This is a genomic window from Pantoea agglomerans NBRC 102470, assembly GCF_001598475.1.
Lineage (GTDB): Bacteria > Pseudomonadota > Gammaproteobacteria > Enterobacterales > Enterobacteriaceae > Pantoea > Pantoea agglomerans.
In genome coordinates this window covers 185,246-208,398 of sequence record NZ_BCZA01000001.1, presented here as the reverse complement: position 1 = coordinate 208,398, position 23,153 = coordinate 185,246, and the positions used below count along the sequence as shown (strand labels likewise).

Here is a 23,153-nt window from a genome sequence, read left to right as displayed (position 1 = left end):
GCTGTAAATCAACCCGGTTTAATTTCTATGGTTCCCGCCACCGGCTGAATCGCAGGCAAAAAAATCCCACCCTCCTTTAGCGGGAGGGTGGGAAAAAGTAAGCGCATCCGGTTAAAGTACGCTCAAAATTTCAGGTCAGACTACGAGTTCATCTGGAACAGGGACATCTTAGACATGTCGGTAAAGGTCTTATAGGACGCCTGTAGTGCCGTCTGCTGCATGGTGTAGTTAGAAGCTGCTTCGGTTAAATCCACGTTAACCAGGTCACTCATCTGCGAGCTGTAAATCACACTACGGTCATCGCCTTGGGCATTCAGCGTATCGATCTCACCAAGCTGGGTACCAATCTCAGAACGCACGGTTAAGACATTATTCAGCGAGTTACCCAGGCCACGGTTGGTTTTATCCATCGCCGCCTGGAAGGTCTGTTTGGTTGCGGCGTCAGCATCATCCTGCGGCACTTTCAGCGCAGCAATGGCGCTATCCAGCATCGTAAACACATTCGTTTCGCTGGCGCTGCCATCCGGCTCTTTGGTGGCATTGCCGGAGATCGCCATAAAGATATTGTCACCGGTATGGCCCACAGTCATGGTACGGCTGGTATCGACCTTCTGAGTGATCGCCTCGGTGCCGCCTGCGTAGCCGACGCCGGTGCCTGCCGCATCCACAAATGGCGCGCTGTCAGTTTTATAACCGGCAAAAATATAGCGGCCATTGGCATCCTGGCTGTTTGCCTGGTTCAGCAACTGGGCACGGATACCCTCCAGCTGGGTAGCAATCGAACCACGGTCATCGTCGCTCAGCGTACCGGTTGAACCGTTGACGATCAGCCCTTGCGCAGCAATGATCCCATCGGTGACGCCTTTCAGCGTATTCTCTTCCAGTGACAGACCCTGCTCGGCAAAGGTACGCGCCAGCGCATACTGCTTGCCCTGCTGCTGGGTTTGTGACAACACGACAGCACGAGACGCGGCAATCGGATCGTCCGAAGGATTATTCACACGGCGGCCGCTGGAGAGCTCCTGGCCTGATTTCAGCCAGGAGGCCTGTGAGTCAGTGATGCCACGCACCTGCTGCTCAAAAATCATATTTGTACTGATTCGCATGTTATCTCCTGCCCTTAGCGAATATTGATCAATGCATTAAACACGGTGCTGGCAGTCTGCAGCACCTGCGCATTGGCCATGTAATATTGCTGATATTTGGTCAGGTTGGCGTACTCCTCATCGAGGTTTACCCCAGAGACCGATTGCTGGCGCTGGGTCAGCTGACTGACCACGCTTTTCTGAGTGGTGCTGGTGGTTTCCAGTGAACTGGTTTTGTTACCCACACTACTGACGATGGTGGCGTAGGCCTGAGACAGCGTGGCATTGCCGCCGACCAGTTTCACATCCTGCAGATTCAGCAGTTTTTGCGCATTACGGTTATCACTTTCACCGCCTACTGCACCCGCGGCGGCCACCTGCGATTCACTGGTGATCGCGACTGACATATCGTTGATGGCGTTCTGGACCGGCTTCACCAGGAAACTGTCTTTGGCAGCAGGTGCAGGCGTGCCGGCGACGGTCAGTTTCAGGCCGTCAAAGCTCAGCGTGGTGTTGCCACTGGCATCGGTACCTGGCGTGATGGTAACGGCCGTACTGTCTGAGGCGCGGGTTGCGGTCCAGTTATTGCCGTCATAACTCACGGTGTAATTGGATGCTTTCAGTGCACTGGTATCGGTCCACTCAGCGGTGACGGACGCGGCGGTGCTGTTTTTACTGTTGCCCACCACGATCGGGCTGCCGATATTAAAGAAATCGACGCCCTGATTGCCTTTGCTATCAAAGCCCTGCTTGTGGACATCGTTGAAGCTGGTGGTAAACGCCGCCGCTAACTGACCCAGCTGGTTCTGTGCCAGATCCAGATCCTGCGTACGGAACGCCAGCAGACCGCCCAGCGAACCGGTGGTGATCAGCTTTTCCGGGATCTCGACGTTGCCCGCCTGTTTATCGACATAGCCGATGGTGGTGCGTGTCGGATCGCTGCTGGAGGGCATCGCCACCAGATCGTGAGATTTGTCGCCGTTCACCAGCGTCAGGCCATTGGCCATCGCAACCGTGTAGCCGCCATCCTGCTGCGATACCGTCACACCAACCACGTTATTCAGGGTATTCACCAGCTGATCGCGCTTATCGAGCAGATCGTTAGGTGCGGCACCGTTTGCCGTGCTCAGTTTGCCAATCTGTTTATTCAGATCGGCAATCTGGCTGGTAATAGTATTGACCTGCTTAATGCTGGAATCGACATCGGCATTGACGCTGTTCTGCATATTGTTCAGGTATTGCGCTGACGTCTGGAACTGGCTGACCAGCCCCTGCGCATTGCTGAGCATCGACTGACGCGCCGACGGATCGTTGGCGTTGCTGACCACGTTCTGCAGGTTGGTAAAGAAGCCCTGCAGCGAGGTCGACAGGCTGGTAGTCGAAGTCGACAGCAGATCGTCAATGTTAGAAATCTGGCTGTGCTGGGTGCTTACCGCGCTGTAGTTCGCGCTGGAACCGCGCAGCTGCGTAGCAATAAACGCATCATATTCACGTTGTACACCGGTGATATTCACGCCGTTACCATAATAGCTATTGCCCTGCAGGGTACTGTTCGCCTGCGCCAGTACCGTGGTCTGACGTGAATAGCCCGCCACGGTGTAATTGGAAATGTTGTTACTCGTGGTGCTCAGAGCGGCCTGCGCGGCACTCAATCCGCTCATCGCGGAGTTAATTATGCTGGACATCTCGGTTCCTTACGTTCCCCGTCAACCGGGCTGGCAGACATCAAAGTGGGCGCCAGCAGGCGAAAACGCTTCTGGCTATAGGGATGTTATCGGCTTGCTAAAGTGAAACTTGAGGCGCAATGATCAGAACAGGTCGCCCATATCCTGACTGTAAGCTTTGACGACTTTGTCGCCCATACTTTTGAATTGCTGAATCATTCCCACCAGCTTTTGCGCATATTTTGGATCGGTGGCATAACCGGCCGCCTGTAAGGCCTGCGCACCCTGCTCTGCGCTTGAGGCGTTCGTCACCGCCGCATAGCGTGGGTTTTTGGTCAGGAGTTTGACGTAGTCGGTCAGCGCCTCGAAATAGGAGTTATAGACGCGGAAGCTGGCACGCACTTTCTTCGCTTCGCCCTGCTCATATTCGGTGGTCATGATATCGGTGGTGTCACCTTTCCAGTCGCCGCTGGCTTTAATTCCGAACACGTTGTAGCTCGGTTTGCCGTCGCGGGTCAGGATCTGACGCTGGCCCCAGCCCGACTCCAGCGCAGCCTGCGCCAGAATCAGGTGATGAGGAATGCCACTCTGCTGGCTGGCAGCCTGCGCCGGTTGCGTCAGCTGGGCGATAAACTCGCGGCTGTCACTGGGCAGACCCGTCGGTGAAGCGACCGGCGGCAGACGCGGCATTGCCTTACGCACAATCTGCTCCAGCTGCTGCGCCGGCAGTGGTGTTGCCCCGCTGGTGCTGAGAATAAAGCTGTTATCCAGCTTCATCGGCACCGTACCGGCTTTTTCATCCGGCGCGGTGGCGGGCTGCATCTGTTTAACGATGGTTTCCGCCAGGCCGAGGCCACGTTTCCCCATCTCCTGTGCAATCTGCTGATCATACATAGAGGTAAAGAGTTTGGTCTGCTCGTTGCCCATAATGCCGTCCTGCGGCAACGCCTCGCGCATACTCTTCAGCATCATCTGTACAAACATCCCTTCGACCTGACGCGCAACCTGCAACGCTTGTCCTTTCGGATCGTTGCTGGCCTGGCGTTTCAGTTCATTCAGGGAACGGCTGTCGAAAGCCGAACTCGTCAGAGATTGCATATCAGCCATCAGATAATTTCCAGTTTGGCACGCAGACAGCCGGCACTCTGCATCGACTGCAGAATTGACATCAGTTCGATAGGTGACGCACCCAGCGCATTCAGCGCACGCACCACGTTGTTCAGGTTGGCGCTGGCGTTGACGCGTTGCAGCGCACCGCCGGTCTGGCGCAGATCGATCTGAGTCTGCGTCGTCGCCACCGTCTGACCACCGGCCAGTGGAGTATCAGGCTGACTGACGTTCTGCTGCTGGTTAACCGTCACCGACAGATTGCCCTGCGCCACCGCACACTGATTCAGCGTCACTTCACGGTTCATTACCACCGAACCGGTACGGGAGTTGATGATGACTTTGGCATCTTCAACCGGGATCGACACATTAATGTTCTGGATCTCAGCCAGCAGACGCACCTGCGCACCATTATTAGGCGATACGCGGATCTGCACGGTACGGGCATCCAGCGGCTGCGCTGCGCCGTAACCGCCACGGGCGTTAATGGCATCAGCAATTCGCTGCGCCATTGAGAAATCTTCGCTGTTAAGCTGCAGGTTAATGGTGTTCTGCGTACCAAAGTTGCTCTGCAGTTCACGCTCAACGGTTGCACCGCCGGTGATACGGCCACCGTTCAGCTGGTTAACCTGAACACTGCTGCCGCCCGCTGACGCACCCGCGCCACCGACCAGGATATTACCCTGCGCCAGCGCATAAACCTGGTTATCGACCCCTTTCATCGGCGTCATTAACAGCGTGCCGCCGCGCAGGCTTTTGGCGTTACCCAGCGACGAGACCACCACATCCAGGTTCTGTCCCTGACGGGCAAACGAGGGCAGTTTAGCGGTGACCATGACGGCCGCCACGTTCTTCAGCTGCATGTTGGTCCCGGTGGGAACGGTGATACCAAGCTGCGACAGCATGTTGCTCACTGTCTGGGTAGTAAATGGCGTCTGGGTGGTCTGGTCACCGGTGCCATCCAGGCCCACGACCAGGCCGTAGCCCAGCAGCTGGTTATCACGAACGCCCTGTACCGTGGTTAAATCACGAATCAAATCGGCTTTTGCCAGCAGGCTGACGCCCAGCAGCAGCGCCAGCCCGGCGCGTAACAGCGTTAACTTTTTCATTGAAACCTCTTACATCGGCGAGATGTTCAGGAAGAAACGCTGGAACCAACCCATGGTCTGCGCCTCATTGATGTAACCATTTCCGACGTACTCAATACGTGCATCGGCGACAGCGGTAGATAACACGGCGTTACTGGCGCTGATGGTGCGTGGGTTGACCACGCCCGAGAAGCGAATGAACTCCGTGCCCTGATTAATGGCGATCTGTTTTTCACCGACCACGTGCAGGTTGCCGTTTGACAACACCTGATCCACGGTGACGGTAATGGTGCCGGTAAAGGTGTTATTGGCGGATGCGCCGCCTTTACCTGCGAAATCATTTTTGCCTTCGGCGCTGAGGTTGGCTTTTTCACCACCTGCACCCACCAGGCCTGCCAGACCAGTCGGCACCGCGCTCACACCAAAGCTGTTGCTGCCATCGCGACTGGCATTGGCTGAGGAGCTCTTGCTGGCGCTGACGTTTTCCTGCAGCGTAATGGTCAGAGTATCGCCAATGTTGCGTGGACGGCGATCTTCAAACAGCGGCTGATAGCCGTAGTTAAGCGGTGCGACGCCCTGGAATATAGAGCCGTTGACCACCGGTGGCGCGGACGGCATTGGTTGCGCTGTAGTTGCACCTTCGACCAGCGGGGTACGCGGGACCAGGGCACATCCGTTGAGAGTTAGCAGCAACGAGGCGACTAACCAATGTCCAGGCTTGAGAATCTGTTGCTTCGCCACGGCGTCACGACCTTATTAATGTCTGTCATTCAGGCCAGCACGCGCTGGCCCTGTTCGGGATTAAAGCTGAGTTAATTTCGCCAGCATCTGATCAGAGGTACTGATCGCCTTGCTGTTGATTTCGTAGGCGCGCTGCGTCTGAATCATGGTGACCAGCTCTTCCGCTACGTTAACGTTCGAGGTTTCGGTATAGCCCTGATAGAGCAGGCCCGCGCCGTTCTGGCCTGGCGTGCTGTCCGTCGGAGCACCCGATGCCTGCGTTTCCTTGTAGAGGTTTTCACCCACGCTATCGAGACCGGCGTCATTCATAAAGGTGCTCAGGGTTAACTGACCGACCTGCGCGGCCTGAGCCTGGCCCTGCTGCGTCACGCTGACCACACCGTCACGCGACACCGTGATGCTGGTGGCGTTAGCCGGAATAGTAATGCCTGGCTGTACCGGGAAACCGGAGTTGGTCACCAGCTGGCCGTTCTGATCAACCTGAAACGCGCCGTCACGGGTATAAGCAGAGGTGCCATCCGGCATCTGAATCTGAAAATAACCCTGGCCGTTAATGGCGATATCTTTTGAGTTGCTGGTCTGCGACAGGTTGCCCTGCGTATGCAGACGTTCAGTGGTCACCGGACGTACACCGGTACCGATCTGCAAACCCGATGGCAGCGTTGTCTGTTCAGATGACTGGGTGCCCGGCTGGCGCATGGTCTGGTACATCAGATCTTCGAACACGGCACGCGAACGCTTAAAGCCGTTGGTGCTGACGTTTGCCAGGTTGTTGGCAATGACGTCCATGTTCATCTGCTGCGCATCAAGACCGGTCTTAGCGATCCATAAAGAACGAATCATGTTGTTATCCTCGTGCCTTAGCCCATGCTCAGGAGCTGGTTGGCTTTTTGTTCATTTTCGTCGACGTTGGTGATGACTTTCATCTGCATCTCAAAACGTCGGGCGTTGGCGATCATATCGACCATGGTTTCTACCGGTTTGACGTTGCTGCCTTCCAGCACGCCGGGCATCACCTGCATAGTGGCATCAGCCTGCAGCGCGGCACCGCGGGTCGCCTGCGTCGACGCAGTAGGCCGGAACATGCCGTCATCACTGCGCTGCAGCTCCTGCCCGGTTGCCCTGACCAGCTTCAGCTTGCCCAGCTGAACCGTGGCGTTCGGCGAATCACCGGCATTCAGCCCGGTGATCGAGCCGTCGGCTGCAATGGTGATTTCAGTGCCCTGCGGGATCACAATCGGACCGCCATCGCCCATCACAGGATTGCCCTGAACCGTCAGCGTACCGGTCGGACTGATTTGCATATTGCCGTTGCGGGTATAGGCTTCGCTGCCGTCAGCGGTACGCACCGCCAGCCAGCCATCCTGCTGCACCGCCACATCGAGCGGACGCTCGGTGTAGTCCATCGCGCCCTGGCTCATGTCGGCGCCCGGTGTCGAGGCGGCGACCAGCGTACGGGTTGGCAGTGACCAGCCACTCACCGGCACGGCGCGCAGCGCATTCAGCTGCGCACGAAAACCCGGTGTAGAGGCGTTGGCGAGGTTGCTGGCGGTAACCGCCTGCTGATCCAGCGTCTGGCTGGCCGCGCCCATCGCGGTATATATCGCGTGATCCATATGGCAATCCTGTTAGCGAATTAACGTAAGTTAACCAGCGTGTTGAGAATCTGGTCCTGAGTTTTAATGGTCTGCGCATTCGCCTGATAGTTACGCTGCGCGACGATCATGTTCACCAGCTCTTTGCTCATGTCGACGTTGGAAGATTCCAGTGCGCCAGCCGTCAGTGAACCAAAGGTGCCGGTATTCGCCAGACCGATTGCTGCCTGACCGGATGCACTTGACGCAGACCAGACGTTGTCACCCTGTGACTGCAGACCTTCCGGGTTAGAGAAGCTCGCCAGAACAATCTGACCCAGCAGCTGGGTTTTCTTGTTGGAGTAGCTGCCGGTGATGGTGCCGTCATCATTGATCGCGTAGCTGGTCAGATCGCCAGGTGCATAACCATCCTGGGTCGGGCTGCCAAAGGTGGTGGCGCCGGTGTTCTGCTGCAGGCTGCCCAGCATGCTCAGGTTGATCGGCTGATTGGCGACTGCGCCATTGGCTCCGCCCACGTTCAGTGTCAGGCCGACGGTGCCATCGGTAGTCGTGCTGACGACAGCGCCGGTGGCATCCAGCTTAGAGACGCTGGTCAGCTTACCGCTGGTGTCAAACGCCATTCTGAAGTCACCCGCCGAACTGCCGGTGTTGCCATCAATGGTGCGCACGGTCCAGCTGTTGCTGGTGGTGTCTTTCACGAAATACATGTCGAGCGCGTGGTCATTACCCTGCGAGTCGAACACGGTTGCCGTGGTTTTCTTGTTGTAGCTGTCTGCGTTCGCCGTGGAGAAGGTGGTCACGGATGGCGTGGTATCCGTTGAGTTCAGGTTGGCAACCAGACCGGCGGTAGTGGTCGCGCGGGCTGACATCTGCTCGGTAGGAATACGCAGCGCCACCGGGTTAGCACCTGACTGGATTGTGGCCGGTGAACCGCTGGCCGGATAGCCGGTCACGTTCAGACCCTGGGTGTTGACCAGGTTACGGTTGGCATCCAGCGTTAACTGACCATTGCGTGAATAGAAGACGCCGCCGCTGCTGTCGGTCATACGGAAGAAGCCGTTACCGCTCAGCGCAACGTCCAGGCCACGGCTGGTCGTGGTGGTAGCGCCGTCGTTAAAGTTCTGGATTACCGCAGCAACTTTGGTGCCGAGGCCGACGTTAGAACCGGCAAACATATCGGCAAACGCGATGGTGCTCGATTTAAAGCCCGCAGTGGCGGAGTTGGCAATGTTGTTACCGATGACATCAAGGTTACTTGAAGCAGCACCAAGGCCGCTGACCGCTTGGGAAAATGACATGTGTTTGTTTCCTGTCTACAGGTTAATCAGAGAATCTGACGTACGTCGTCAAGGGTGGCGGAGCCCATGGTGCCGAGATCCAGTTTTGTGGTGTTGTTCGCAGTACTCACCCCATTGACGTAGGCGTAGTTAAGCGGTTGTGCCACCAGTTGTGTGTTGCCATTGCTTGCGGCAATCGCAACGCTGTATTTACCATCCGGGGCGACAGAGCCATCTGTCAGCTTGCCGTCCCACGAGAAGGTGTGCACGCCAGCGCTCAGCGCGCCCAGATCGACGGTGTCGATCACCGTGCCACTGGCATCTTTAATGGTTGCCGATGTGCCGGTTGAGGCGGAGGCCAGCTCAACGCCAAATGGCGTTGTGGTGCCGTTGCCTACCAGAATCTGTCCGCCATTGACCATTACGCCATGCCCAATCAGCGTGGAGCTCTGCAGCGACTGGCTGGTGCTGATCTGGCCGGAGATCGATCCCAGCGTGGTATTCAGTTTTTCAATGCCGCTCAGGGTATTGATCTGTGCCAGCTGCGTGGTGAGCTGGCTGTTATCCATTGGATTGGTTGGATCCTGGTTCTTTAACTGCGTCACCAGCATGGTCAGGAACTGATTCTGCAGATCCTGCGCGTTGTTGCCGGTGCCACTGGTGTTAGAAGAGCTAAGGACCGTGGGGTCCAGTCTTTCGTTAACGCCTACCGCGATAGCCATAATTTTTCTCCGTTATTGCCCGATCGTCAGGGTTTTCATCATCATCGACTTCACGGTGTTGAGCACTTCGACGTTGGCCTGGTAGCTGCGTGACGCCGACATGGTGTTGACGCTTTCAGAGACCACATCCACGTTCGGCATCTTCACGTAGCCTTTGGCATCTGCCATCGGATTGCCCGGGTCATAGACCAGCTTGGCAGGTGTAGGGTCATCCACGACTCTTGCCACTTTCACGCCGCCGGTCGCTGAGCCTGGCGCCGCATCGGTCTGGAAAACCACCTGCTTTGCCACGTAAGGCTTGCCATCGGGGCCGGTGACGCTGTCGGCGTTCGCCAGGTTACTGGCACTGACGTTTAATCGCTGTGATTGCGCGGTCATCGCTGAACCGGCAATGTCAAAAATATTCAGCAAGGCCATAATTATTGTCCTTGTAACACGCTCATCATGCCTTTGATCTGGCTACTGATGAGGGTGAGGTCGGTTTGATATTTCAGGCTGTTATCCGCGAACTGCGTACGCTCACGGTCCATATCTACGGTGTTGCCGTCGGCAGAAGGCTGGTCAGGAATGCGATAAAGCATATCCATCGATGGCACGCCGTTTGTCTGTGCTTCAATGTGGCGAGCTGACGTGACTTTTAACGCCATGCTGCTGCCTTCCGCACGACCATTGGACATCACCCGACTCAGCTCGCTGGCAAAGTCGATATCCCGGGCCTGATAACCAGGGGTATCGGCGTTGGCAATATTTGACGCCAGGATCTCCTGACGTTGAGCACGCAGGTTGAGGGCCTCCGTACCAAATTTCAGCGCCGCATCCAGTTTGTCGAGCATGTTTCCTCCGCGTATGAGAATTTCGAGCTCGCAGCTTAATTTGAAAATGCAAGGGGTCATCGTCTGAATAAGGCCTCAAATGACCGCTATTTTGACAATTAAGGATTTTTCTTAAGGGGTACACTCGTCGCCATCATCAGTGAGGAAATGCACAATGCGTCGATATCTGACCCTGCTGACCAGCCTGCTGGTCGCGATCGCCCTGCCGGTTTCCGCCGGGGATCTCAATGCACAACTGAATCAATTTTTTAAAGGGCGTGACGCCCAGCATGCTGATGGCATGGTCGTGGTGGTACGCACACCGCAGGAACAGTGGCCAGCCTGTGAGGCACCACAGTTCACCCTGCCCGGCAACAGCCGGTTGTGGGGCAATATGAGCGTGGCGGCAAACTGTGGTGAGAACCGCCGTTATATTCAGGTACAGGTGCAGGTCACCGGTTCCTATCTGGTGGCGAACCGGCTGCTGAGCCAGGGCAGTAGCGTGAGCGAGAGTGATTTCACTCTGCAGACCGGCCGCCTTGATACTCTGCCTGCCCGCGCCCTGCTGAATGCGGACTCGGTCGCAGACGCCGTGGTGCTGCGCGATATCCAGCCAGGACAGCCGATTAATCCCTCCACGCTGCGTCAGCCGTGGCGTGTGAAGGCGGGTCAGAATGTGATGGTGATTGCCAGCGGTGACGGCTTTGACGCCAGCGGTGAGGGCAAGGCGCTGAATAACGCCGCCCGATCGCAGTCGGTCCGGGTCAGGATGGGAAATGGCCAGATTGTCAGCGGTAAGGTACGCGAGGATGGGAATATTCTTATAACGCTGTAAAGTGTTAAAGAAGCCAGTAGTGCTGCCGATAGAAGAATCAACGAAGCGATAACGCTATTCTGATTCAGGTGGCAGACTTCCCCTGACCGTACAGGAGCCCGAACATGAGCATTGACAGAACGCAACCTCTGAAACCCGCCAGCACCGTACAGAGCCGCGATAGCAGTGAGTCCGGCAGCAGCAAAGTGCGCCAGAGCGCCAGCCCGGTGGCAGCAGCCACGACCCCTGCAGCAGCCCAGGTCAGCCTGAGCAGCGCGCAGTCGCAGCTGATGCAGCCGAGCAGCAAAGATATTAACGTCGAGCGCGTTGAACAACTGAAAACCGCCATTCGTAATGGCGAACTGAAGATGGACACCGGCAAAATCGCCGATGCGCTGATTGCCGACACCAAGGCGTATTTAGAGGGTAATTAGTTCCCATGAGTAATTTGCAGACCACCTTAGATAAGATGCAGGACGTGCTGGCGTCGCTCTCAGCCGTGCTGGAAGAAGAGCAGCAGCAGCTGGCAGCCGGAAACATTAACAGTAATCTGTTGCAGCGTATTACCGAAGATAAAAGCGCGCTGCTCAGTACGCTGAACTATCTGGATGAGATGCGCCGCACCGCTGAGCAGAGTCAGGCGACATCGGCACCTTATCGTGGTCAGAACGACATGGCGCGCCGCTGGGACACTATCCAGCAGCACAGCCGTCGTCTGCAGGATGCCAATGTTCATAACGGCCTGCTGCTGCAACACCAGATCCGCTACACCCAGGATGCGCTTGACGTGCTGAAGCCGCATCAGACCCAGGCCTTTTACGGCCCGGATGGGATGGGTAAAGGCCAGGCGACGTTAAGTCGCAAAGCCTGAACCGGAAAGTAGCGAAAAAAAATCCCGCCTGGTGCGGGATTTTTTATTGGTGCGTTTTTTCCTTCACCATGATGAGCTTTAAAATTGAGCCTGCACAGGGAACAGGGGCAGATCGGAAAGACGCTAAAGCCAATCCCTGGCCGCTCGGCCCGCACGATTACGCACCTCATCCCTGAGGTGCGCCCGTTGCCGGGCCAACGCGTTGCGTTGTTCAAAAACGCTCCCGGCGTTTTTGTCCATGGCGCGGGACGCTTTCCTCCTCTGCCCCTGTTCCCTGCGCGTTGAATTTATTTATTGCGGCAAGCTTTACACAGCGGTGCGACGCGCATAGTCGCGCAGCCGGAAGCCCAGCAGTCCCAGCGCCAGGAAGTAAGCCCCGCCGCCCACACCACAGACTGCGGCCAGACGCAGCAGCCGCCACAGCATCGATCCCTGCTCCCAGGCTGGCATCCACTGCAGCATGGCAAACAGCGCGCCTGCCATCACCACTACGGCTATCAGCAGGCGGATCAGGAAGCTGCTCCAGCCTGGCTGCGGCATAAAGATATTCTTCTTACGCAGCTGCCAGTAGAGCAAAGACGCATTCAGACAGGCTGCCAGCCCAATCGACAGTGACAGACCGGCGTGTTTCAGCGGACCAATAAACGCCAGGTTCATTACCTGCGTCATGATCAGCGTGATAATCGCGATTTTAACCGGCGTTTTGATGTCCTGACGGGAATAGAAGCCCGGAGCCAGCACCTTGACCACGATCAGCCCCATCAGTCCGACGGAGTAGGCGATCAGGGCGCGCTGCGTCATCAGAGCATCAAAGGCAGTGAATTTGCCGTACTGGAACAGCGCCACGGTCAGCGGGCCGGAGAGCATGCCCAGCGCCACCGCGCTGGGAAGCGCCAGCAGGAAACAGAGGCGCAGACCCCAGTCCATCAGCCGGGAATATTCATCATGGTTGCCGCTGGCAAAACTTTTGGCCAGCGACGGCAGCAGAATGGTGCCCAGCGCCACGCCCAGCACACCCGAGGGGAACTCCATCAGGCGGTCCGCGTAGTACATCCAGGAGACCGAACCTGAGACCAGAAACGAGGCGAAGATGGTGTTGATGATCAGCGAGATCTGACTGACAGAAACGCCCAGAATGGCAGGTCCCATCTGACGCATGACCCGCCAGACGCCCGCATCACGCAGATTCAGGCGTGGCAGCACCAGCATCCCGAGTTTCTTCAGGTGTGGCAGCTGATAGCCGAGCTGCAGCACGCCGCCAGCCACGACGGCCCAGGCCAGCGCCATTACCGGTGGGTGGAAGTGCGGCGCGGCAAACAGCGCAAAGCCAATCATGCTGACGTTCAGCAGGGTCGGTGCAAAGGCCGGTACCGAGAAGCGGTTCCAGGTGTTCAGCACCGCACCCGCCAGTGACGCCAGCGAAATCAGCATAATGTAGGGAAAGGTCACCCGCAGCAACGAGCTGGTGAGCGCAAACTTATCGGGACTGTCGGCAAAGCCGGGTGCCGTCACCATGATGACCCAGGGCGCAGCAATCATGCCCGCCACCGTGACCAGCGCCAGCGCCAGCGTCAGCAGGCCCGAGACGTAGGCCAGGAACAGTTTCGTTGCCTCTTCGCCCTGCTTGCTTTTATATTCAGCCAGAATGGGCACGAAGGCCTGAGAAAAGGCGCCTTCAGCAAAAATACGCCGCAGCAGATTGGGAAGTTTAAACGCAACAAAGAACGCATCGGTCGCCATTCCGGCGCCAAACACCCGCGCCACGATGGCATCACGGGCAAAGCCCAGTACGCGGGAAAACAGGGTCATAGAACTGACCGCTGCCAGCGATTTCAACAAATTCATAATTGACGGCGCATCCTGAAAAGAATCGGCAAAAAAGGAGAATTAGCGCGGGCACCCAGAAGATGCCCGGCGACAGTCTACTGCCACGGAGGGAAATGACCAGCACGGAGTGTTACAAGGCGTTATTCCTGCGTCGCCTCACGCCACAATTTTTCCACCACACGCTGCGCCATCAGCGCCTGCTCACCGCTGGTTTCAGGCTTCGTCTGATTTTGTACGCAGTCGATGAAATGGCGAGCCGCACCGCTGAAACCGCGCTGGGTCAGATGACTCTGCCAGGCGGGCGGTGGCGTAATCAGCATCCCGTCACGCCGTTCTTCCTGCCAGTCGCGCATTTCACTGATGTCGATGCACTTACCGTCACATACTGCGCTGACCCGCTCGCGCTGACTGCCTGCGCGCCGGTGCATACTGGTGGTAATCGACAAGCCCTCAACAGCGAAATGGTGCTCGGCATAGAGCATCTGCCCCTGTTCGTTGGTGTCGATGCGTCCCTGAACCTGGCGAAAAGGTTTCCCACCCAGCCAGAGGGCGGTATCCACCACATGCAGATAGTCATCGAGCAGGGTAAAGCGGAGATCCTGTGGCCCGACGCTGTCGCTACGGTGCTTTTCAATCCGCAGAGAAGCGGCGTCCGCCATCTCCGCCCGCAGCTGCTGATAGCGCGGGGCGAACCGCCGGTTAAACGCCACCATCAGTTTACGCTGCCGTTTTTCCGCCAGCGCCACCAGCGCCTCAGCCTGCTCCAGGGTTTCAGCCAGCGGCTTATCGACGCAGACATCCTTTCCTGCCAGCAGCAGCGCCCTGACCACTTCATAGTGCGTGGCGGTGCTGCTGTGGACAAAGACCGCGTCGCAGGCAGCGGCTAATTCATTCAGCGAACCAAAATATGGCATGCGATAGCTGTCACAGACCGGCCGGGCTTTGGCCTGGTTCGGGGAAAACGCCCCTGCCAGGGTCCAGTCCGTCGCCGCCGACAGCACCGGCAGCCAGGCTTTCTGCGCGATACCGCCTAATCCCACCATGCCAATACGTAAGGTCATCTCAGCTCTCCGGTTGCAGCAGTTGGGTGAGTTGTGCCTGAAGCGCTGCAACCTGCTGTTCCAGCGTTGCGACGCGCGCCGCCAGATCGCCCTGCTCTTCTGACGCGTCTGCGGTCTGCGTCTGGTCAGACTCATCGCCCAGCAGATGCATAAAGCGACTTTCGCGCTTGCCAGGTTCACGCGGCAGACGGATCACCTGAGCACTGTCGTCGCGCTGCATCAATCCTTCCAGCGTTTGCTCAACTTCGCTGACATCACTGAACTCGTGCAGACGGCCGCTGCGGGTACGCAGTTCGCCTGGCGTCTGGGGCCCGCGCAGTAACAGCAGCGTCAGCAGAGCAACTTCTGCGCTGTTAAGCTTTAGCGTGCCAAACGCGGAGTTGCAGAAACGCTGCTCATATTTCACGACCCGCTGCCCGGCGCTGCTGCTGGCGGTAATCAGATGCCGTTTTTCCAGCTGATCGAGCTGATCCTGCACCTCACTTTCGCTCAGCTCCATCACCGGCTCGCGGTTCGATTTCTGGTTACAGGCCACCACCACGCCATTCAGTGACAGCGGATACTGTTCCGGCGTGGTGACCTGCTTCTCCAGCAGGCAGCCCAGCACGCGCATCGCCTGCGCCGATAAAGTCATCTTCATGCTCGCATCCTCATTATTATCCACGCCGGTCAGGCGTCCATTCCCGCAGGGTTAAGGCTGTCAGCACGTGATCCTGCCAGCGTCCGTCGATTAGCAGATAATCTTTCGCGTAACCCTCTTTCTCAAAACCGAGTCGCGCCAGCAGATCGCCGCTGCGCTGGTTGTGCGGCATGTAGTTAGCCATGATGCGGTGAATATGCTGCTGGCGCTGCATATAGCGGATTGCCACCTGCAACGCTTCGAACATGAACCCCTGCCCCTGCCACTTTTCACCCAGTGAATAGCCGAGGTAACAGGCATGAAAGGATCCGCGTAACACGTTGCTGAAGTTCGCCACTCCCCTCACTTCGGTTTCATCGCTGTCCATTAAAATGAAATAGAAGGCCGAACCCTGCTTATGCATGTCGGAAATCAGCCCAAGCCGCGCCTGCCAGCCCGAAGGGTAGCAGTGGCTGTCATCACGCACCGGCTCCCACGGTTTTAAAAACAGGCGGTTTTCCGCGTAGTAATCTGCCATTCGCCAGGCATCACGCTCGTGAACCAGACGGACCACCAGCCGATCGGTGGTTAATCGCACCCTGGGCGCGGCAGAACGATAGCCAAACATCCTGACTCCTGAAATCAATGGCTGATAGAGATGAGCCGTCATTACCCGGCTTTCACTATAACCGCCGCCTGGGCTGCGGTAAAACGTTACAGCAGTTTAGCGATAAAGAGGCTGATTTTGCTCGGGTCGCACCGCGGATAACCCCTGCTGCAGGCGGCATCACCAGCGGATCCTGCAGCGCGCCTGACAGGCAGGTTTGCCCTGTGGAGTAATCTCTTCCATACTTTTTACGAGCCCGAAAGCAGGATGAATTGATTCACTCTGTTAAACACTAAACCTGTAAAACCCGGGAGATCAGGATGAAGCTCTATATCTACGACCACTGCCCTTTCTGCGTTAAAGCGCGAATGATTTTTGGCCTGAAAAACAAACCGGTTGAGCTGGTGGTAATGCTCAACGACGATGAAGAGACGCCGAAACGACTGATCGGACAGAAAATGGCGCCCATTCTGCAGAAGCAGGATGGCAGCGCGATGCCTGAAAGTATGGAGATCGTACACTATGTCGATCAGCAGGATGGCGAACCGCTGATCATCGGCGCGCTGAATCCGGCGATCGGCGACTGGCTGCGTCACATGAACAGCTATGTCAATAAACTGCTGCTGCCGCGCATTGCAGAGGCGGCGTTTGCCGAATTTGCGACGCCGGAGGCGCGTGACTATTTCCGCAACAAAAAGCAGGCGAGCATCGGTGATTTCGACACGCTGAAAAGTCATTCTGCCGGCCTGATTAAGAACGTCAGCGACGATCTGCGCAAGCTGGACAAATTAATCGCCCAGCCCAATGCGGTGAATGGCGAGCTGTCCGAAGATGATTTTAATCTCTTCCCGCTGCTGCGCTCTCTGACGCTGGTGGCCGGAATCGACTGGCCGAGCCGGGTCGCTGACTACCGCGATAACATGGCTAAACAGACCCAGGTGAATCTGCTCTCCTCGATAGCTCACTAACCCCTCCCGATGAGAGACGCTGCGGCGTTTCTCATCTCTTTCCTGATGACACCCGCTACGCATTCAGGCAGGCTATGGCCTGTTTATTGGCTCTGATATTCAGGATAAAGATCGATGAAAAAGGCTTTTTTCGGGCTGACTGCCCTGTTGATCGCGCTGCTGGTGAGCGGCTGTAATCAACTGACGCAATACACCATCAGCGAACAGGAAGTAAACCAGGCGCTGCAGAAGCACAACAACTATGAGAAAGATATAGGCGTTTCCGGGCTGGTTAATGCGCACATCGTCCTGAACAACCTGACCAGTCAGATTGGCCGTGAAGAGCCAGGTAAAGTGACGCTCTCTGGCAATGCTAAAATCAATGTGACGTCACTGTTTGGTCCGCAGCAGGCCGATATGCAACTGAAGATGCGTGCTCAGCCGGTCTATGACCAGCAGCAGGGTGCAATCTATCTGCGCGATCTGGAAATTGTTGATGCGCAGGTTGCCCCGGAAAAAATGGCCTCCATTATGAAAACGCTGACGCCTTATCTGAATCAGTCGCTGAAAAACTACTTTGATCAAAAGCCGGCTTACGTGCTCAGCGCCGACCGCAGCAAAGGCGAGTCGCTGGCGAAGAAATTTGCCAAAGGACTGGAAGTGAAACCTGGCGAACTGGTTATTCCCTTTACGCAGTAATGCCAGTCAGTTAAGCGACAGGTGACAACGCAGTCTGGTGCCGGGCAGGAGCTGGCGGTCCTCGCGCCGCTACGCGGTTCCTTCACGTCATTCCTCTGCCTGACGGACCGCCGGGGATGGCACATCCTGTGCCGCCCCGCCTTTCGCCCGCGTCCTGCGGGCTCTCCTGGCAGACTCATTCTGTTCAGCGCTGCGGATTGCCTGCCCCTGATCGCCACCGGCCTGCTCTGAAGCTTCTGGTGCGTATTGTTAAAAAGGGCACGAGAGTAGAGGCCTGAGCGCCTCTGCTGCTGAAAGGGCTATCCGCAACGCTGAGGCGTGACGGCGGGCCAGAAGTCCACGCCGGGAAGCGTGGACAGTTCGGGGCCGGCCAGGGAGGGCCGATCCCCGAACGGTTCGTCGGCACGACGTCAAAGCCGAAGGTACCGCGTGAGCGGCGCGAGGACGGCCCGGCAGCAGCAGAGGTGCTCTGGCCCGCGCTGCGGCTCGCTCGCCCGGAAAAAAGCTGCCACGTTTGACCATGACAGCCTTTACAAATCTAATCTTAACTGACCAGCATTACCCTGTTGGGCAGCGGATTTTCTTTATCAGCATAAAAAGCAGGTGCAAACGGTTGCCTGAATCCTTATGCTTAGACCCCGGCCAAAACACGCCTTTTGTTTCCCTTCTGCCGGAGCTTCACTGATGACAGCACAACCTCAGCAACTTACCCTGCGTCGCCCTGACGACTGGCATATTCATCTGCGCGACGATGAGATGCTCAACACGGTCCTGCCCTATACCAGCGCGGTGAATGGGCGTGCCATTGTGATGCCTAACCTGGTGCCACCGGTGACCAGCGTGGCAGCAGGTGAAGCGTACCGCGATCGCATCCTGGCGGCGCTGCCCGCCGATCACGCCTTTACGCCGCTGATGACCTGCTATCTGACCGACTCGCTTGATCCTGATGAGCTTGAGCGCGGTTTCACCTCCGGTCTGTTTTCCGCGGCTAAGCTCTATCCGGCGCACGCTACGACGAACTCCAGCCATGGCGTTACCGATATCGCCTCCATTGCCCGCGTGCTGGAGCGGATGCAGAAGCTCGGTATGCCACTGCTGATCCACGGCGAAGTCACCGATGCGCATGTCGACATTTTTGACCGCGAAGCCCGGTTTATCGAAACGGTTATGGTGCCGCTGCGCAGCCAGTTTCCGGCACTGAAAGTGGTGATGGAGCACATTACTACTCAGGACGCCGCAGAATATGTTGCCGCCGCCGATGAGACGCTGGGCGCGACCATTACCCCGCAGCATTTGATGTTTAACCGCAATCACATGCTGGTGGGCGGTATTCGTCCGCACCTCTATTGCCTGCCGATTCTTAAACGCAACGTGCATCAGGAAGCATTGCGCAAATTAGTAGCGAGTGGTCATCCGCGCGTCTTCCTCGGCACCGACACAGCACCGCATCTGCGTCATCTCAAAGAGGCCAGTTGCGGCTGCGCGGGGGTATTTAATGCGCCAGTGTCGTTACCCGCTTACGCCACCGTTTTTGAAGAGCTGAACGCGCTGGAACATTTTGAAGCGTTCTGTTCGGAGAATGGCCCGCGTTTTTACGGCCTGCCGCTGAATGAAGGGACGATTACCCTGGTGCGTGAGTCCTGGCAGGTGCCAGAGTCCATCGCGCTCGGCAGCCATTCACTGGTGCCGTTCCTGGCGGGTGAAACACTAAACTGGCGCATCGCATAATTTTACTTGCCTCCGGCCTGTCGATACTGTAAATATATACAGTATCTTAAACGGAGGCTGTTATGCGTGTTGAAATTACCGTATCAAATACCCGACCTCTTCCTGCTGGTGCGATAGAAGCGTTGAGCGATGAATTATCGCGCCGCATTGATGAACAGTTCCCTGACTCGACCAATCACGTCAAGGTACGTTATGCCAGTGCCAATAATCTCAGCGTGCTGGGCGGTGGAAAAGAGACGCGCGACCAGATCAGCGAGATCCTGCAGCAGACGTGGGAAAGCGCTGACGACTGGTTCAATACTGATTAACCGCCACTGTGCTTTTTTTCCGGGTGTCGCCACCCGGTTTTTTTATCTTTTCTCCCCTCTCGCACTTACCCCGTCCTGCATCTAGACTCTTAATGATCAATGCCCTATCCTTGCGCTCGTCACGCATAACAGGAGGTGCGACACCATGACTACTGATAAACCGGAAGAGGCGATGACCTTTGGTGAGTTGTTAGCACTGATTGGTGATCAGAAGCGTCGTTTAACGGTGCTGGAAAATGCCTTTTCCAGTCTGATTTTCTGTCTTGACGATCGTGCCAGTCAGCTACTGGTACACAATCTGTCGCTGGAAGCCCAAAATCAAAACCATGATGAGCAGCTTCAGCAGCACTTTGCCCGTCTGGCAGAAACACTGCAAAAACGCGGCGGCGGCGTAGTGCCAGAAACGCCGGCTCTCTGAGTCCGCTCACGCGGCTAAGCCCGCTTTTTGCCTGTCTTTTGACTGCTGATAAAAATGCCTGCCCGTCAGGCATTTTATTTTTTTACGCCCGCCTTTCAAACGCAAATATTCTGTGAGAAGCTGACTCACGGCATTTTTTAAACAGTGATACCCTCGTTTACTGTTATAATTGTTTCGCTATTGGAATAAAAAAGCCGCATTGAACCTCATCATGCACTTCGTTTAACGAGTAATAAGGAGGTTATAATGGACAGAAGAAAAGATGTTATACAGACTCACCCACTGGTGGGCTGGGATATCAGTACCGTTGACAGCTATGACGCCATGATGATCCGCCTGCACTCGTTGTCGTCGCAGGATCAAAAAGAAGAAGAAGCGGATGTTGGCCCGACATACTGGCTGACAACGGATGTGGCAAGGCAATTTATCTCGATCCTCGAAGCAGGCATCGCCAAGATAGAATCAGCCGAGCAGATAGAACGACTCCTCAAAAAGCATTAATTTCTGCCGCATCAAAGAGGCGCCCTCAGGGGTGCCTTTTTCGTTTCTGTTTCTGGTATGCTTTTGATTATCTGTCTCTTAGAGCGTAGTTACCATGATTTATGATCTTATCGTCGTTGGCAGCGGTTCCGTGGGCGCGGCGGCAGGCTACTATGCCACCCAGGCGGGTTTATCGGTGTTAATGATCGACAGCGCCCATCCTCCCCATAATCAGGGCACACATCATGGCGAGAGCCGGCTGATTCGTCACGCCTATGGTGAAGGTGAACGCTATGTTCCCCTGGTCCTGCGGGCGCAAACGCTATGGGATGAGCTGGAACAGCGTGCCGGTGAGCGCATCATGCATCGCAGTGGCGTACTTAACCTCGCCCCGAATCAGTCGCCGTTTATTCAGAACGTCATCGACAGCGCGACCCGCTGGCAGCTCAATATTGAGGTGATGCAGCCTGATGACGTGCGCAAGCGCTGGCCACAAATCAATGTGCCTGAGGGCTATCTGGGCGTATTTGAGCCGCAGTCCGGCTATCTGAAATGTGAACAGGCGGTACGCAGCTGGATCCAGCTGGCGGAGCAGGCGGGCTGCGCGCAGCTGTTTAACTGCCCGGTTTCAGAGCTGGGTCGCGATGGCGATCTGCAGCAGGTCACTACCCTGGATGGCGTCTACCGGGGCCGCAAAATGTTGATCAGTGCGGGCACATGGGTTGGCAAATTAGTTCCTGACCTGCCGGTCGCGCCCACCCGCAAGGTGTTCGCCTGGTATCAGGCAGATGGCCGCTACAGTGAGAACAATAAGTTTCCCGGTTTTACGGTGGAAATGGGCGATGGCAGCCAGTTTTATGGCTTCCCGGCGGATAACAACGCCCTGAAAGTGGGTCGTCATGATGGCGGTCAGCTGATGCAGCAGCCTGAGGATCGTAAGCCTTTTGGCGCGGTGGCGGCCGATGGCAGCGAAGCTTTTGGATTCCTCCGTCAGTTTTTACCTGGCGTCGGTGTCTGTCTGCATGGCGAAGCCTGCAGCTACGATTTTAGCCCGGATGAAGACTTTATAATTGATACCCTGCCGGGTGAACCAGACCGCTTGTTAATTACCGGGCTCAGTGGACACGGGTTTAAATTCGCCAGCGTATTGGGCGAACTGGCTGCAGAATTTGCCCAGCAAAAACCGTTCTCTTTTGATCTGACACCCTTCCGCCTATCACGTTTCTGACTCTGATAAAGGGTGGTATCAGCCTGATGCCGCCCGACTGACAGACTTTGACGAAAATTGACTATTATTGACATAAAGTCAGAATATATTTCGCCCTTTTGGTTAATTCCGGCTCTTTTAAGTTGACGACAAGCGCCTCACAAATAACTCATTCAGTAATATTGCGCATTTCGCACCTGATTTATTCAACCTTTTCACAATATAAAATTAAAGTTATAGAAGCGTAAGGATGATTGCTTTTATATTTCATAATGTGGATGCTTATTTCAGATTATTACTTCATGAAAACCCCATTATGTTATTACGTAATTCATCTCATCAGTTTGGCCTGGTTGCCGTGCTGCTGCACTGGTCGATGGCGCTGGCGATTTACGCCATGTTTGCGCTGGGATTATGGATGGTCGGCCTCGGCTATTACGACAGCTGGTATCACGACGCGCCTGAGATCCATAAAAGCATCGGCGTGATCCTGTTGCTGACGCTGATCGTTCGCCTGCTGTGGCGCGTTATTTCACCGCCGCCAAAACCGCTTAGCAGTTATTCCCCGCTGGTACGCATCAGTTCGGTGGTGGCCCACCTGTTACTGTATACCCTGCTGCTGGCGATTCTGATCAGCGGCTATCTGATCTCCACCGCCGATGGCAAACCCATCTCAGTATTCAGCTGGTTCACCCTGCCCGCGCTGTTCAGCGGTGCTGGCGAACAGGCTGATCTTGCGGGCGACATTCACCTCTGGCTGGCCTGGACGGTTGTGGTCCTGTCACTGCTGCATGGGCTGGCTGCGGTAAAACATCACTTTATCGATCGCGATATCACCTTAAAACGGATGTCGGGTTTGCGTTTCACCTCTCCCTCTGAAAAGGATAAATAATATGTTTAAAAAGACCCTGCTGGCGATGACCGGTGCCAGTCTGCTGCTCGGCTCACTCACCGCCTCTGCCGCTGACTACAAAATCGATAAAGAGGGCCAGCACGCCTTTATTCAGTTCCGTATCCAGCATCTGGGTTACAGCTGGCTCTACGGCACCTTTAAGGATTTTGATGGCCGCTTTACCTTTGATGAGAAGAATCCTGCCGCAGATAAAGTCGACGTCACCATTAACACCAGCAGCATCGATACTAACCATGCTGAACGTGACAAGCACCTGCGCAGTGCCGACTTCCTGAACACCAGCAAAAACCCGCAGGCCACGTTCAAATCCACAGCGGTGGAAAAAGAGGGTGATGAGCTGAAGATTACTGGCGATCTTACGCTGAATGGCGTGACCAAACCGGTAACGCTCGAGGCGAAAATGCTGGGTGAAGGTAAAGATCCGTGGGGCGGCTACCGCGCTGGCTTTGAGGCTGAAGGGGAAATTGCACTGAAAGATTTCAACATCACCAAAGATCTGGGGCCAGCTTCGCAGAAGGTTCAGCTGATGATTTCGGTTGAGGGTGTACGCCAGTAAAACAGCA

At 56.1% G+C, this 23,153-nt stretch carries 27 protein-coding genes; 12 read left to right on the top strand and 15 right to left on the bottom strand.

All coding sequences use genetic code 11. The annotated features are described in order from the left end of the window. Positions 1-140 precede the first annotated feature (140 nt). From flgL to flgB, 11 genes are all read right to left on the bottom strand, one after another. Positions 141-1,106 (bottom strand): flagellar hook-associated protein FlgL, encoded by a 966-nt coding sequence (flgL, locus tag PAG01S_RS01010; protein ID WP_062757391.1) that lies wholly within the window; start codon positions 1,104-1,106, stop codon positions 141-143. A gap of 14 nt (positions 1,107-1,120) precedes the next feature. Continuing rightward, entirely contained in the window at positions 1,121-2,770 is a 1,650-nt protein-coding gene (gene flgK, locus PAG01S_RS01005; protein ID WP_010669846.1) for a flagellar hook-associated protein FlgK, read from the bottom strand. A 123-nt stretch (positions 2,771-2,893) separates the two neighbouring features. Beyond that, positions 2,894-3,856: a flagellar assembly peptidoglycan hydrolase FlgJ gene (gene flgJ, locus PAG01S_RS01000; protein WP_010246357.1), complete on the bottom strand. Its 963-nt coding sequence runs from the start codon at positions 3,854-3,856 to the stop codon at positions 2,894-2,896. Beyond that, positions 3,856-4,965: a flagellar basal body P-ring protein FlgI gene (locus PAG01S_RS00995; RefSeq protein ID WP_010669845.1), complete on the bottom strand. Its 1,110-nt coding sequence runs from the start codon at positions 4,963-4,965 to the stop codon at positions 3,856-3,858. Before PAG01S_RS00995 ends, flgJ begins: the two co-directional genes overlap by 1 nt. 9 nt (positions 4,966-4,974) lie before the next feature. Next, entirely contained in the window at positions 4,975-5,685 is a 711-nt protein-coding gene (locus tag PAG01S_RS00990; RefSeq protein WP_029518984.1) for a flagellar basal body L-ring protein FlgH, read from the bottom strand. Positions 5,686-5,745: 60 nt separating this feature from the next. Beyond that, positions 5,746-6,528 carry a flagellar basal-body rod protein FlgG gene (gene flgG, locus PAG01S_RS00985; RefSeq protein WP_003849881.1) on the bottom strand — a complete coding sequence of 261 codons (783 nt, stop codon included), beginning with the start codon at positions 6,526-6,528 and terminating at the stop codon, positions 5,746-5,748. A gap of 17 nt (positions 6,529-6,545) precedes the next feature. Beyond that, positions 6,546-7,301: a flagellar basal body rod protein FlgF gene (locus tag PAG01S_RS00980; RefSeq protein WP_010669843.1), complete on the bottom strand. Its 756-nt coding sequence runs from the start codon at positions 7,299-7,301 to the stop codon at positions 6,546-6,548. Positions 7,302-7,321: 20 nt separating this feature from the next. Continuing rightward, a complete protein-coding gene (gene flgE / locus PAG01S_RS00975; protein ID WP_062757389.1) occupies positions 7,322-8,578 on the bottom strand; it encodes a flagellar hook protein FlgE in 1,257 nt (418 codons plus the stop codon). 26 nt (positions 8,579-8,604) lie between these two features. Next, positions 8,605-9,279: a flagellar hook assembly protein FlgD gene (flgD, locus tag PAG01S_RS00970; RefSeq protein ID WP_033766924.1), complete on the bottom strand. Its 675-nt coding sequence runs from the start codon at positions 9,277-9,279 to the stop codon at positions 8,605-8,607. A gap of 12 nt (positions 9,280-9,291) precedes the next feature. Next, positions 9,292-9,696, bottom strand: a complete 405-nt coding sequence (gene flgC / locus PAG01S_RS00965; RefSeq protein WP_013357440.1) for a flagellar basal body rod protein FlgC — start codon at positions 9,694-9,696, stop codon at positions 9,292-9,294. A gap of 2 nt (positions 9,697-9,698) precedes the next feature. Beyond that, positions 9,699-10,112 (bottom strand): flagellar basal body rod protein FlgB, encoded by a 414-nt coding sequence (flgB, locus tag PAG01S_RS00960; RefSeq protein WP_009090882.1) that lies wholly within the window; start codon positions 10,110-10,112, stop codon positions 9,699-9,701. Between the two features lie 154 nt (positions 10,113-10,266). Here flgB and flgA point away from each other — a divergent pair, with 154 nt between their 5' ends. The 3 genes from flgA to flgN all read left to right on the top strand — a co-directional run bounded on the left by flgA (position 10,267) and on the right by flgN (position 11,776). After that, positions 10,267-10,926, top strand: a complete 660-nt coding sequence (gene flgA, locus PAG01S_RS00955; RefSeq protein WP_062757387.1) for a flagellar basal body P-ring formation chaperone FlgA — start codon at positions 10,267-10,269, stop codon at positions 10,924-10,926. A 104-nt stretch (positions 10,927-11,030) separates the two neighbouring features. Further along, on the top strand, positions 11,031-11,339 hold the full coding sequence (gene flgM, locus PAG01S_RS00950; protein WP_010246375.1) for a flagellar biosynthesis anti-sigma factor FlgM: 309 nt from the start codon (positions 11,031-11,033) through the stop codon (positions 11,337-11,339). 5 nt (positions 11,340-11,344) lie between these two features. Beyond that, positions 11,345-11,776 (top strand): flagellar export chaperone FlgN, encoded by a 432-nt coding sequence (flgN, locus tag PAG01S_RS00945; protein ID WP_010246377.1) that lies wholly within the window; start codon positions 11,345-11,347, stop codon positions 11,774-11,776. A gap of 306 nt (positions 11,777-12,082) precedes the next feature. Here the strand turns inward: flgN and murJ are convergent, their stop codons facing one another. The 4 genes from murJ to rimJ form a co-directional block, all read right to left on the bottom strand. Then, positions 12,083-13,621 carry a murein biosynthesis integral membrane protein MurJ gene (gene murJ, locus PAG01S_RS00940; RefSeq protein WP_010246379.1) on the bottom strand — a complete coding sequence of 513 codons (1,539 nt, stop codon included), beginning with the start codon at positions 13,619-13,621 and terminating at the stop codon, positions 12,083-12,085. A gap of 122 nt (positions 13,622-13,743) precedes the next feature. Further along, complete coding sequence (locus tag PAG01S_RS00935; protein ID WP_062757385.1) at positions 13,744-14,664, bottom strand: Gfo/Idh/MocA family protein; 921 nt, start codon at positions 14,662-14,664, stop codon at positions 13,744-13,746. 1 nt (position 14,665) lies between these two features. Next, positions 14,666-15,304, bottom strand: coding sequence for a YceH family protein (locus PAG01S_RS00930; protein ID WP_062757383.1), 639 nt, complete (start codon positions 15,302-15,304; stop codon positions 14,666-14,668). A 16-nt stretch (positions 15,305-15,320) separates the two neighbouring features. Further along, entirely contained in the window at positions 15,321-15,911 is a 591-nt protein-coding gene (gene rimJ, locus PAG01S_RS00925; RefSeq protein ID WP_010246386.1) for a ribosomal protein S5-alanine N-acetyltransferase, read from the bottom strand. 299 nt (positions 15,912-16,210) lie between these two features. Here rimJ and grxB point away from each other — a divergent pair, with 299 nt between their 5' ends. From grxB to PAG01S_RS00880, 9 genes are all read left to right on the top strand, one after another. Next, positions 16,211-16,858 (top strand): glutaredoxin 2, encoded by a 648-nt coding sequence (gene grxB, locus PAG01S_RS00920; RefSeq protein WP_033757257.1) that lies wholly within the window; start codon positions 16,211-16,213, stop codon positions 16,856-16,858. Positions 16,859-16,972: 114 nt separating this feature from the next. Further along, a complete protein-coding gene (locus PAG01S_RS00915; protein WP_010246390.1) occupies positions 16,973-17,536 on the top strand; it encodes a lipoprotein in 564 nt (187 codons plus the stop codon). A gap of 684 nt (positions 17,537-18,220) precedes the next feature. Then, a complete protein-coding gene (gene pyrC / locus PAG01S_RS00910) occupies positions 18,221-19,264 on the top strand; it encodes a dihydroorotase (RefSeq protein WP_062757382.1) in 1,044 nt (347 codons plus the stop codon). A 62-nt stretch (positions 19,265-19,326) separates the two neighbouring features. Next, positions 19,327-19,572 (top strand): DNA damage-inducible protein I, encoded by a 246-nt coding sequence (dinI, locus tag PAG01S_RS00905; protein ID WP_010246395.1) that lies wholly within the window; start codon positions 19,327-19,329, stop codon positions 19,570-19,572. A 145-nt stretch (positions 19,573-19,717) separates the two neighbouring features. Further along, positions 19,718-19,990 (top strand): hypothetical protein, encoded by a 273-nt coding sequence (locus tag PAG01S_RS00900; protein WP_010246397.1) that lies wholly within the window; start codon positions 19,718-19,720, stop codon positions 19,988-19,990. 246 nt (positions 19,991-20,236) lie between these two features. Beyond that, a complete protein-coding gene (gene bssS / locus PAG01S_RS00895) occupies positions 20,237-20,491 on the top strand; it encodes a biofilm formation regulator BssS (RefSeq protein ID WP_010246399.1) in 255 nt (84 codons plus the stop codon). A 94-nt stretch (positions 20,492-20,585) separates the two neighbouring features. After that, positions 20,586-21,698, top strand: coding sequence for an N-methyl-L-tryptophan oxidase (solA, locus tag PAG01S_RS00890; protein ID WP_022625882.1), 1,113 nt, complete (start codon positions 20,586-20,588; stop codon positions 21,696-21,698). Positions 21,699-21,993: 295 nt separating this feature from the next. Continuing rightward, positions 21,994-22,569 carry a cytochrome b gene (locus PAG01S_RS00885; protein WP_029519566.1) on the top strand — a complete coding sequence of 192 codons (576 nt, stop codon included), beginning with the start codon at positions 21,994-21,996 and terminating at the stop codon, positions 22,567-22,569. A gap of 1 nt (position 22,570) precedes the next feature. Beyond that, the gene (locus tag PAG01S_RS00880) at positions 22,571-23,146 is read left to right on the top strand and encodes a YceI family protein (RefSeq protein ID WP_022625884.1); all 576 of its coding nucleotides are present in this window, start codon (positions 22,571-22,573) and stop codon (positions 23,144-23,146) included. The last annotated feature ends 7 nt before the right edge of the window (positions 23,147-23,153 follow it).

Coding starts and splice junctions, on each gene's coding strand:
- flgD (WP_033766924.1), bottom strand. CDS start 9,279: ATGGCTATCGCGGTAGGCGTTAACGAAAGACTGGACCCCACGGTCCTT.
- PAG01S_RS00885 (WP_029519566.1), top strand. CDS start 21,994: ATGTTATTACGTAATTCATCTCATCAGTTTGGCCTGGTTGCCGTGCTG.
- flgG (WP_003849881.1), bottom strand. CDS start 6,528: ATGATTCGTTCTTTATGGATCGCTAAGACCGGTCTTGATGCGCAGCAG.
- flgL (WP_062757391.1), bottom strand. CDS start 1,106: ATGCGAATCAGTACAAATATGATTTTTGAGCAGCAGGTGCGTGGCATC.
- flgM (WP_010246375.1), top strand. CDS start 11,031: ATGAGCATTGACAGAACGCAACCTCTGAAACCCGCCAGCACCGTACAG.
- PAG01S_RS00900 (WP_010246397.1), top strand. CDS start 19,718: ATGACTACTGATAAACCGGAAGAGGCGATGACCTTTGGTGAGTTGTTA.
- murJ (WP_010246379.1), bottom strand. CDS start 13,621: ATGAATTTGTTGAAATCGCTGGCAGCGGTCAGTTCTATGACCCTGTTT.
- flgE (WP_062757389.1), bottom strand. CDS start 8,578: ATGTCATTTTCCCAAGCGGTCAGCGGCCTTGGTGCTGCTTCAAGTAAC.
- pyrC (WP_062757382.1), top strand. CDS start 18,221: ATGACAGCACAACCTCAGCAACTTACCCTGCGTCGCCCTGACGACTGG.
- flgB (WP_009090882.1), bottom strand. CDS start 10,112: ATGCTCGACAAACTGGATGCGGCGCTGAAATTTGGTACGGAGGCCCTC.
- PAG01S_RS00880 (WP_022625884.1), top strand. CDS start 22,571: ATGTTTAAAAAGACCCTGCTGGCGATGACCGGTGCCAGTCTGCTGCTC.
- grxB (WP_033757257.1), top strand. CDS start 16,211: ATGAAGCTCTATATCTACGACCACTGCCCTTTCTGCGTTAAAGCGCGA.
- flgC (WP_013357440.1), bottom strand. CDS start 9,696: ATGGCCTTGCTGAATATTTTTGACATTGCCGGTTCAGCGATGACCGCG.
- flgN (WP_010246377.1), top strand. CDS start 11,345: ATGAGTAATTTGCAGACCACCTTAGATAAGATGCAGGACGTGCTGGCG.
- rimJ (WP_010246386.1), bottom strand. CDS start 15,911: ATGTTTGGCTATCGTTCTGCCGCGCCCAGGGTGCGATTAACCACCGAT.
- PAG01S_RS00915 (WP_010246390.1), top strand. CDS start 16,973: ATGAAAAAGGCTTTTTTCGGGCTGACTGCCCTGTTGATCGCGCTGCTG.
- flgJ (WP_010246357.1), bottom strand. CDS start 3,856: ATGGCTGATATGCAATCTCTGACGAGTTCGGCTTTCGACAGCCGTTCC.
- bssS (WP_010246399.1), top strand. CDS start 20,237: ATGGACAGAAGAAAAGATGTTATACAGACTCACCCACTGGTGGGCTGG.
- flgK (WP_010669846.1), bottom strand. CDS start 2,770: ATGTCCAGCATAATTAACTCCGCGATGAGCGGATTGAGTGCCGCGCAG.
- PAG01S_RS00935 (WP_062757385.1), bottom strand. CDS start 14,664: ATGACCTTACGTATTGGCATGGTGGGATTAGGCGGTATCGCGCAGAAA.
- solA (WP_022625882.1), top strand. CDS start 20,586: ATGATTTATGATCTTATCGTCGTTGGCAGCGGTTCCGTGGGCGCGGCG.
- PAG01S_RS00995 (WP_010669845.1), bottom strand. CDS start 4,965: ATGAAAAAGTTAACGCTGTTACGCGCCGGGCTGGCGCTGCTGCTGGGC.
- flgA (WP_062757387.1), top strand. CDS start 10,267: ATGCGTCGATATCTGACCCTGCTGACCAGCCTGCTGGTCGCGATCGCC.
- PAG01S_RS00930 (WP_062757383.1), bottom strand. CDS start 15,304: ATGAAGATGACTTTATCGGCGCAGGCGATGCGCGTGCTGGGCTGCCTG.
- PAG01S_RS00980 (WP_010669843.1), bottom strand. CDS start 7,301: ATGGATCACGCGATATATACCGCGATGGGCGCGGCCAGCCAGACGCTG.
- dinI (WP_010246395.1), top strand. CDS start 19,327: ATGCGTGTTGAAATTACCGTATCAAATACCCGACCTCTTCCTGCTGGT.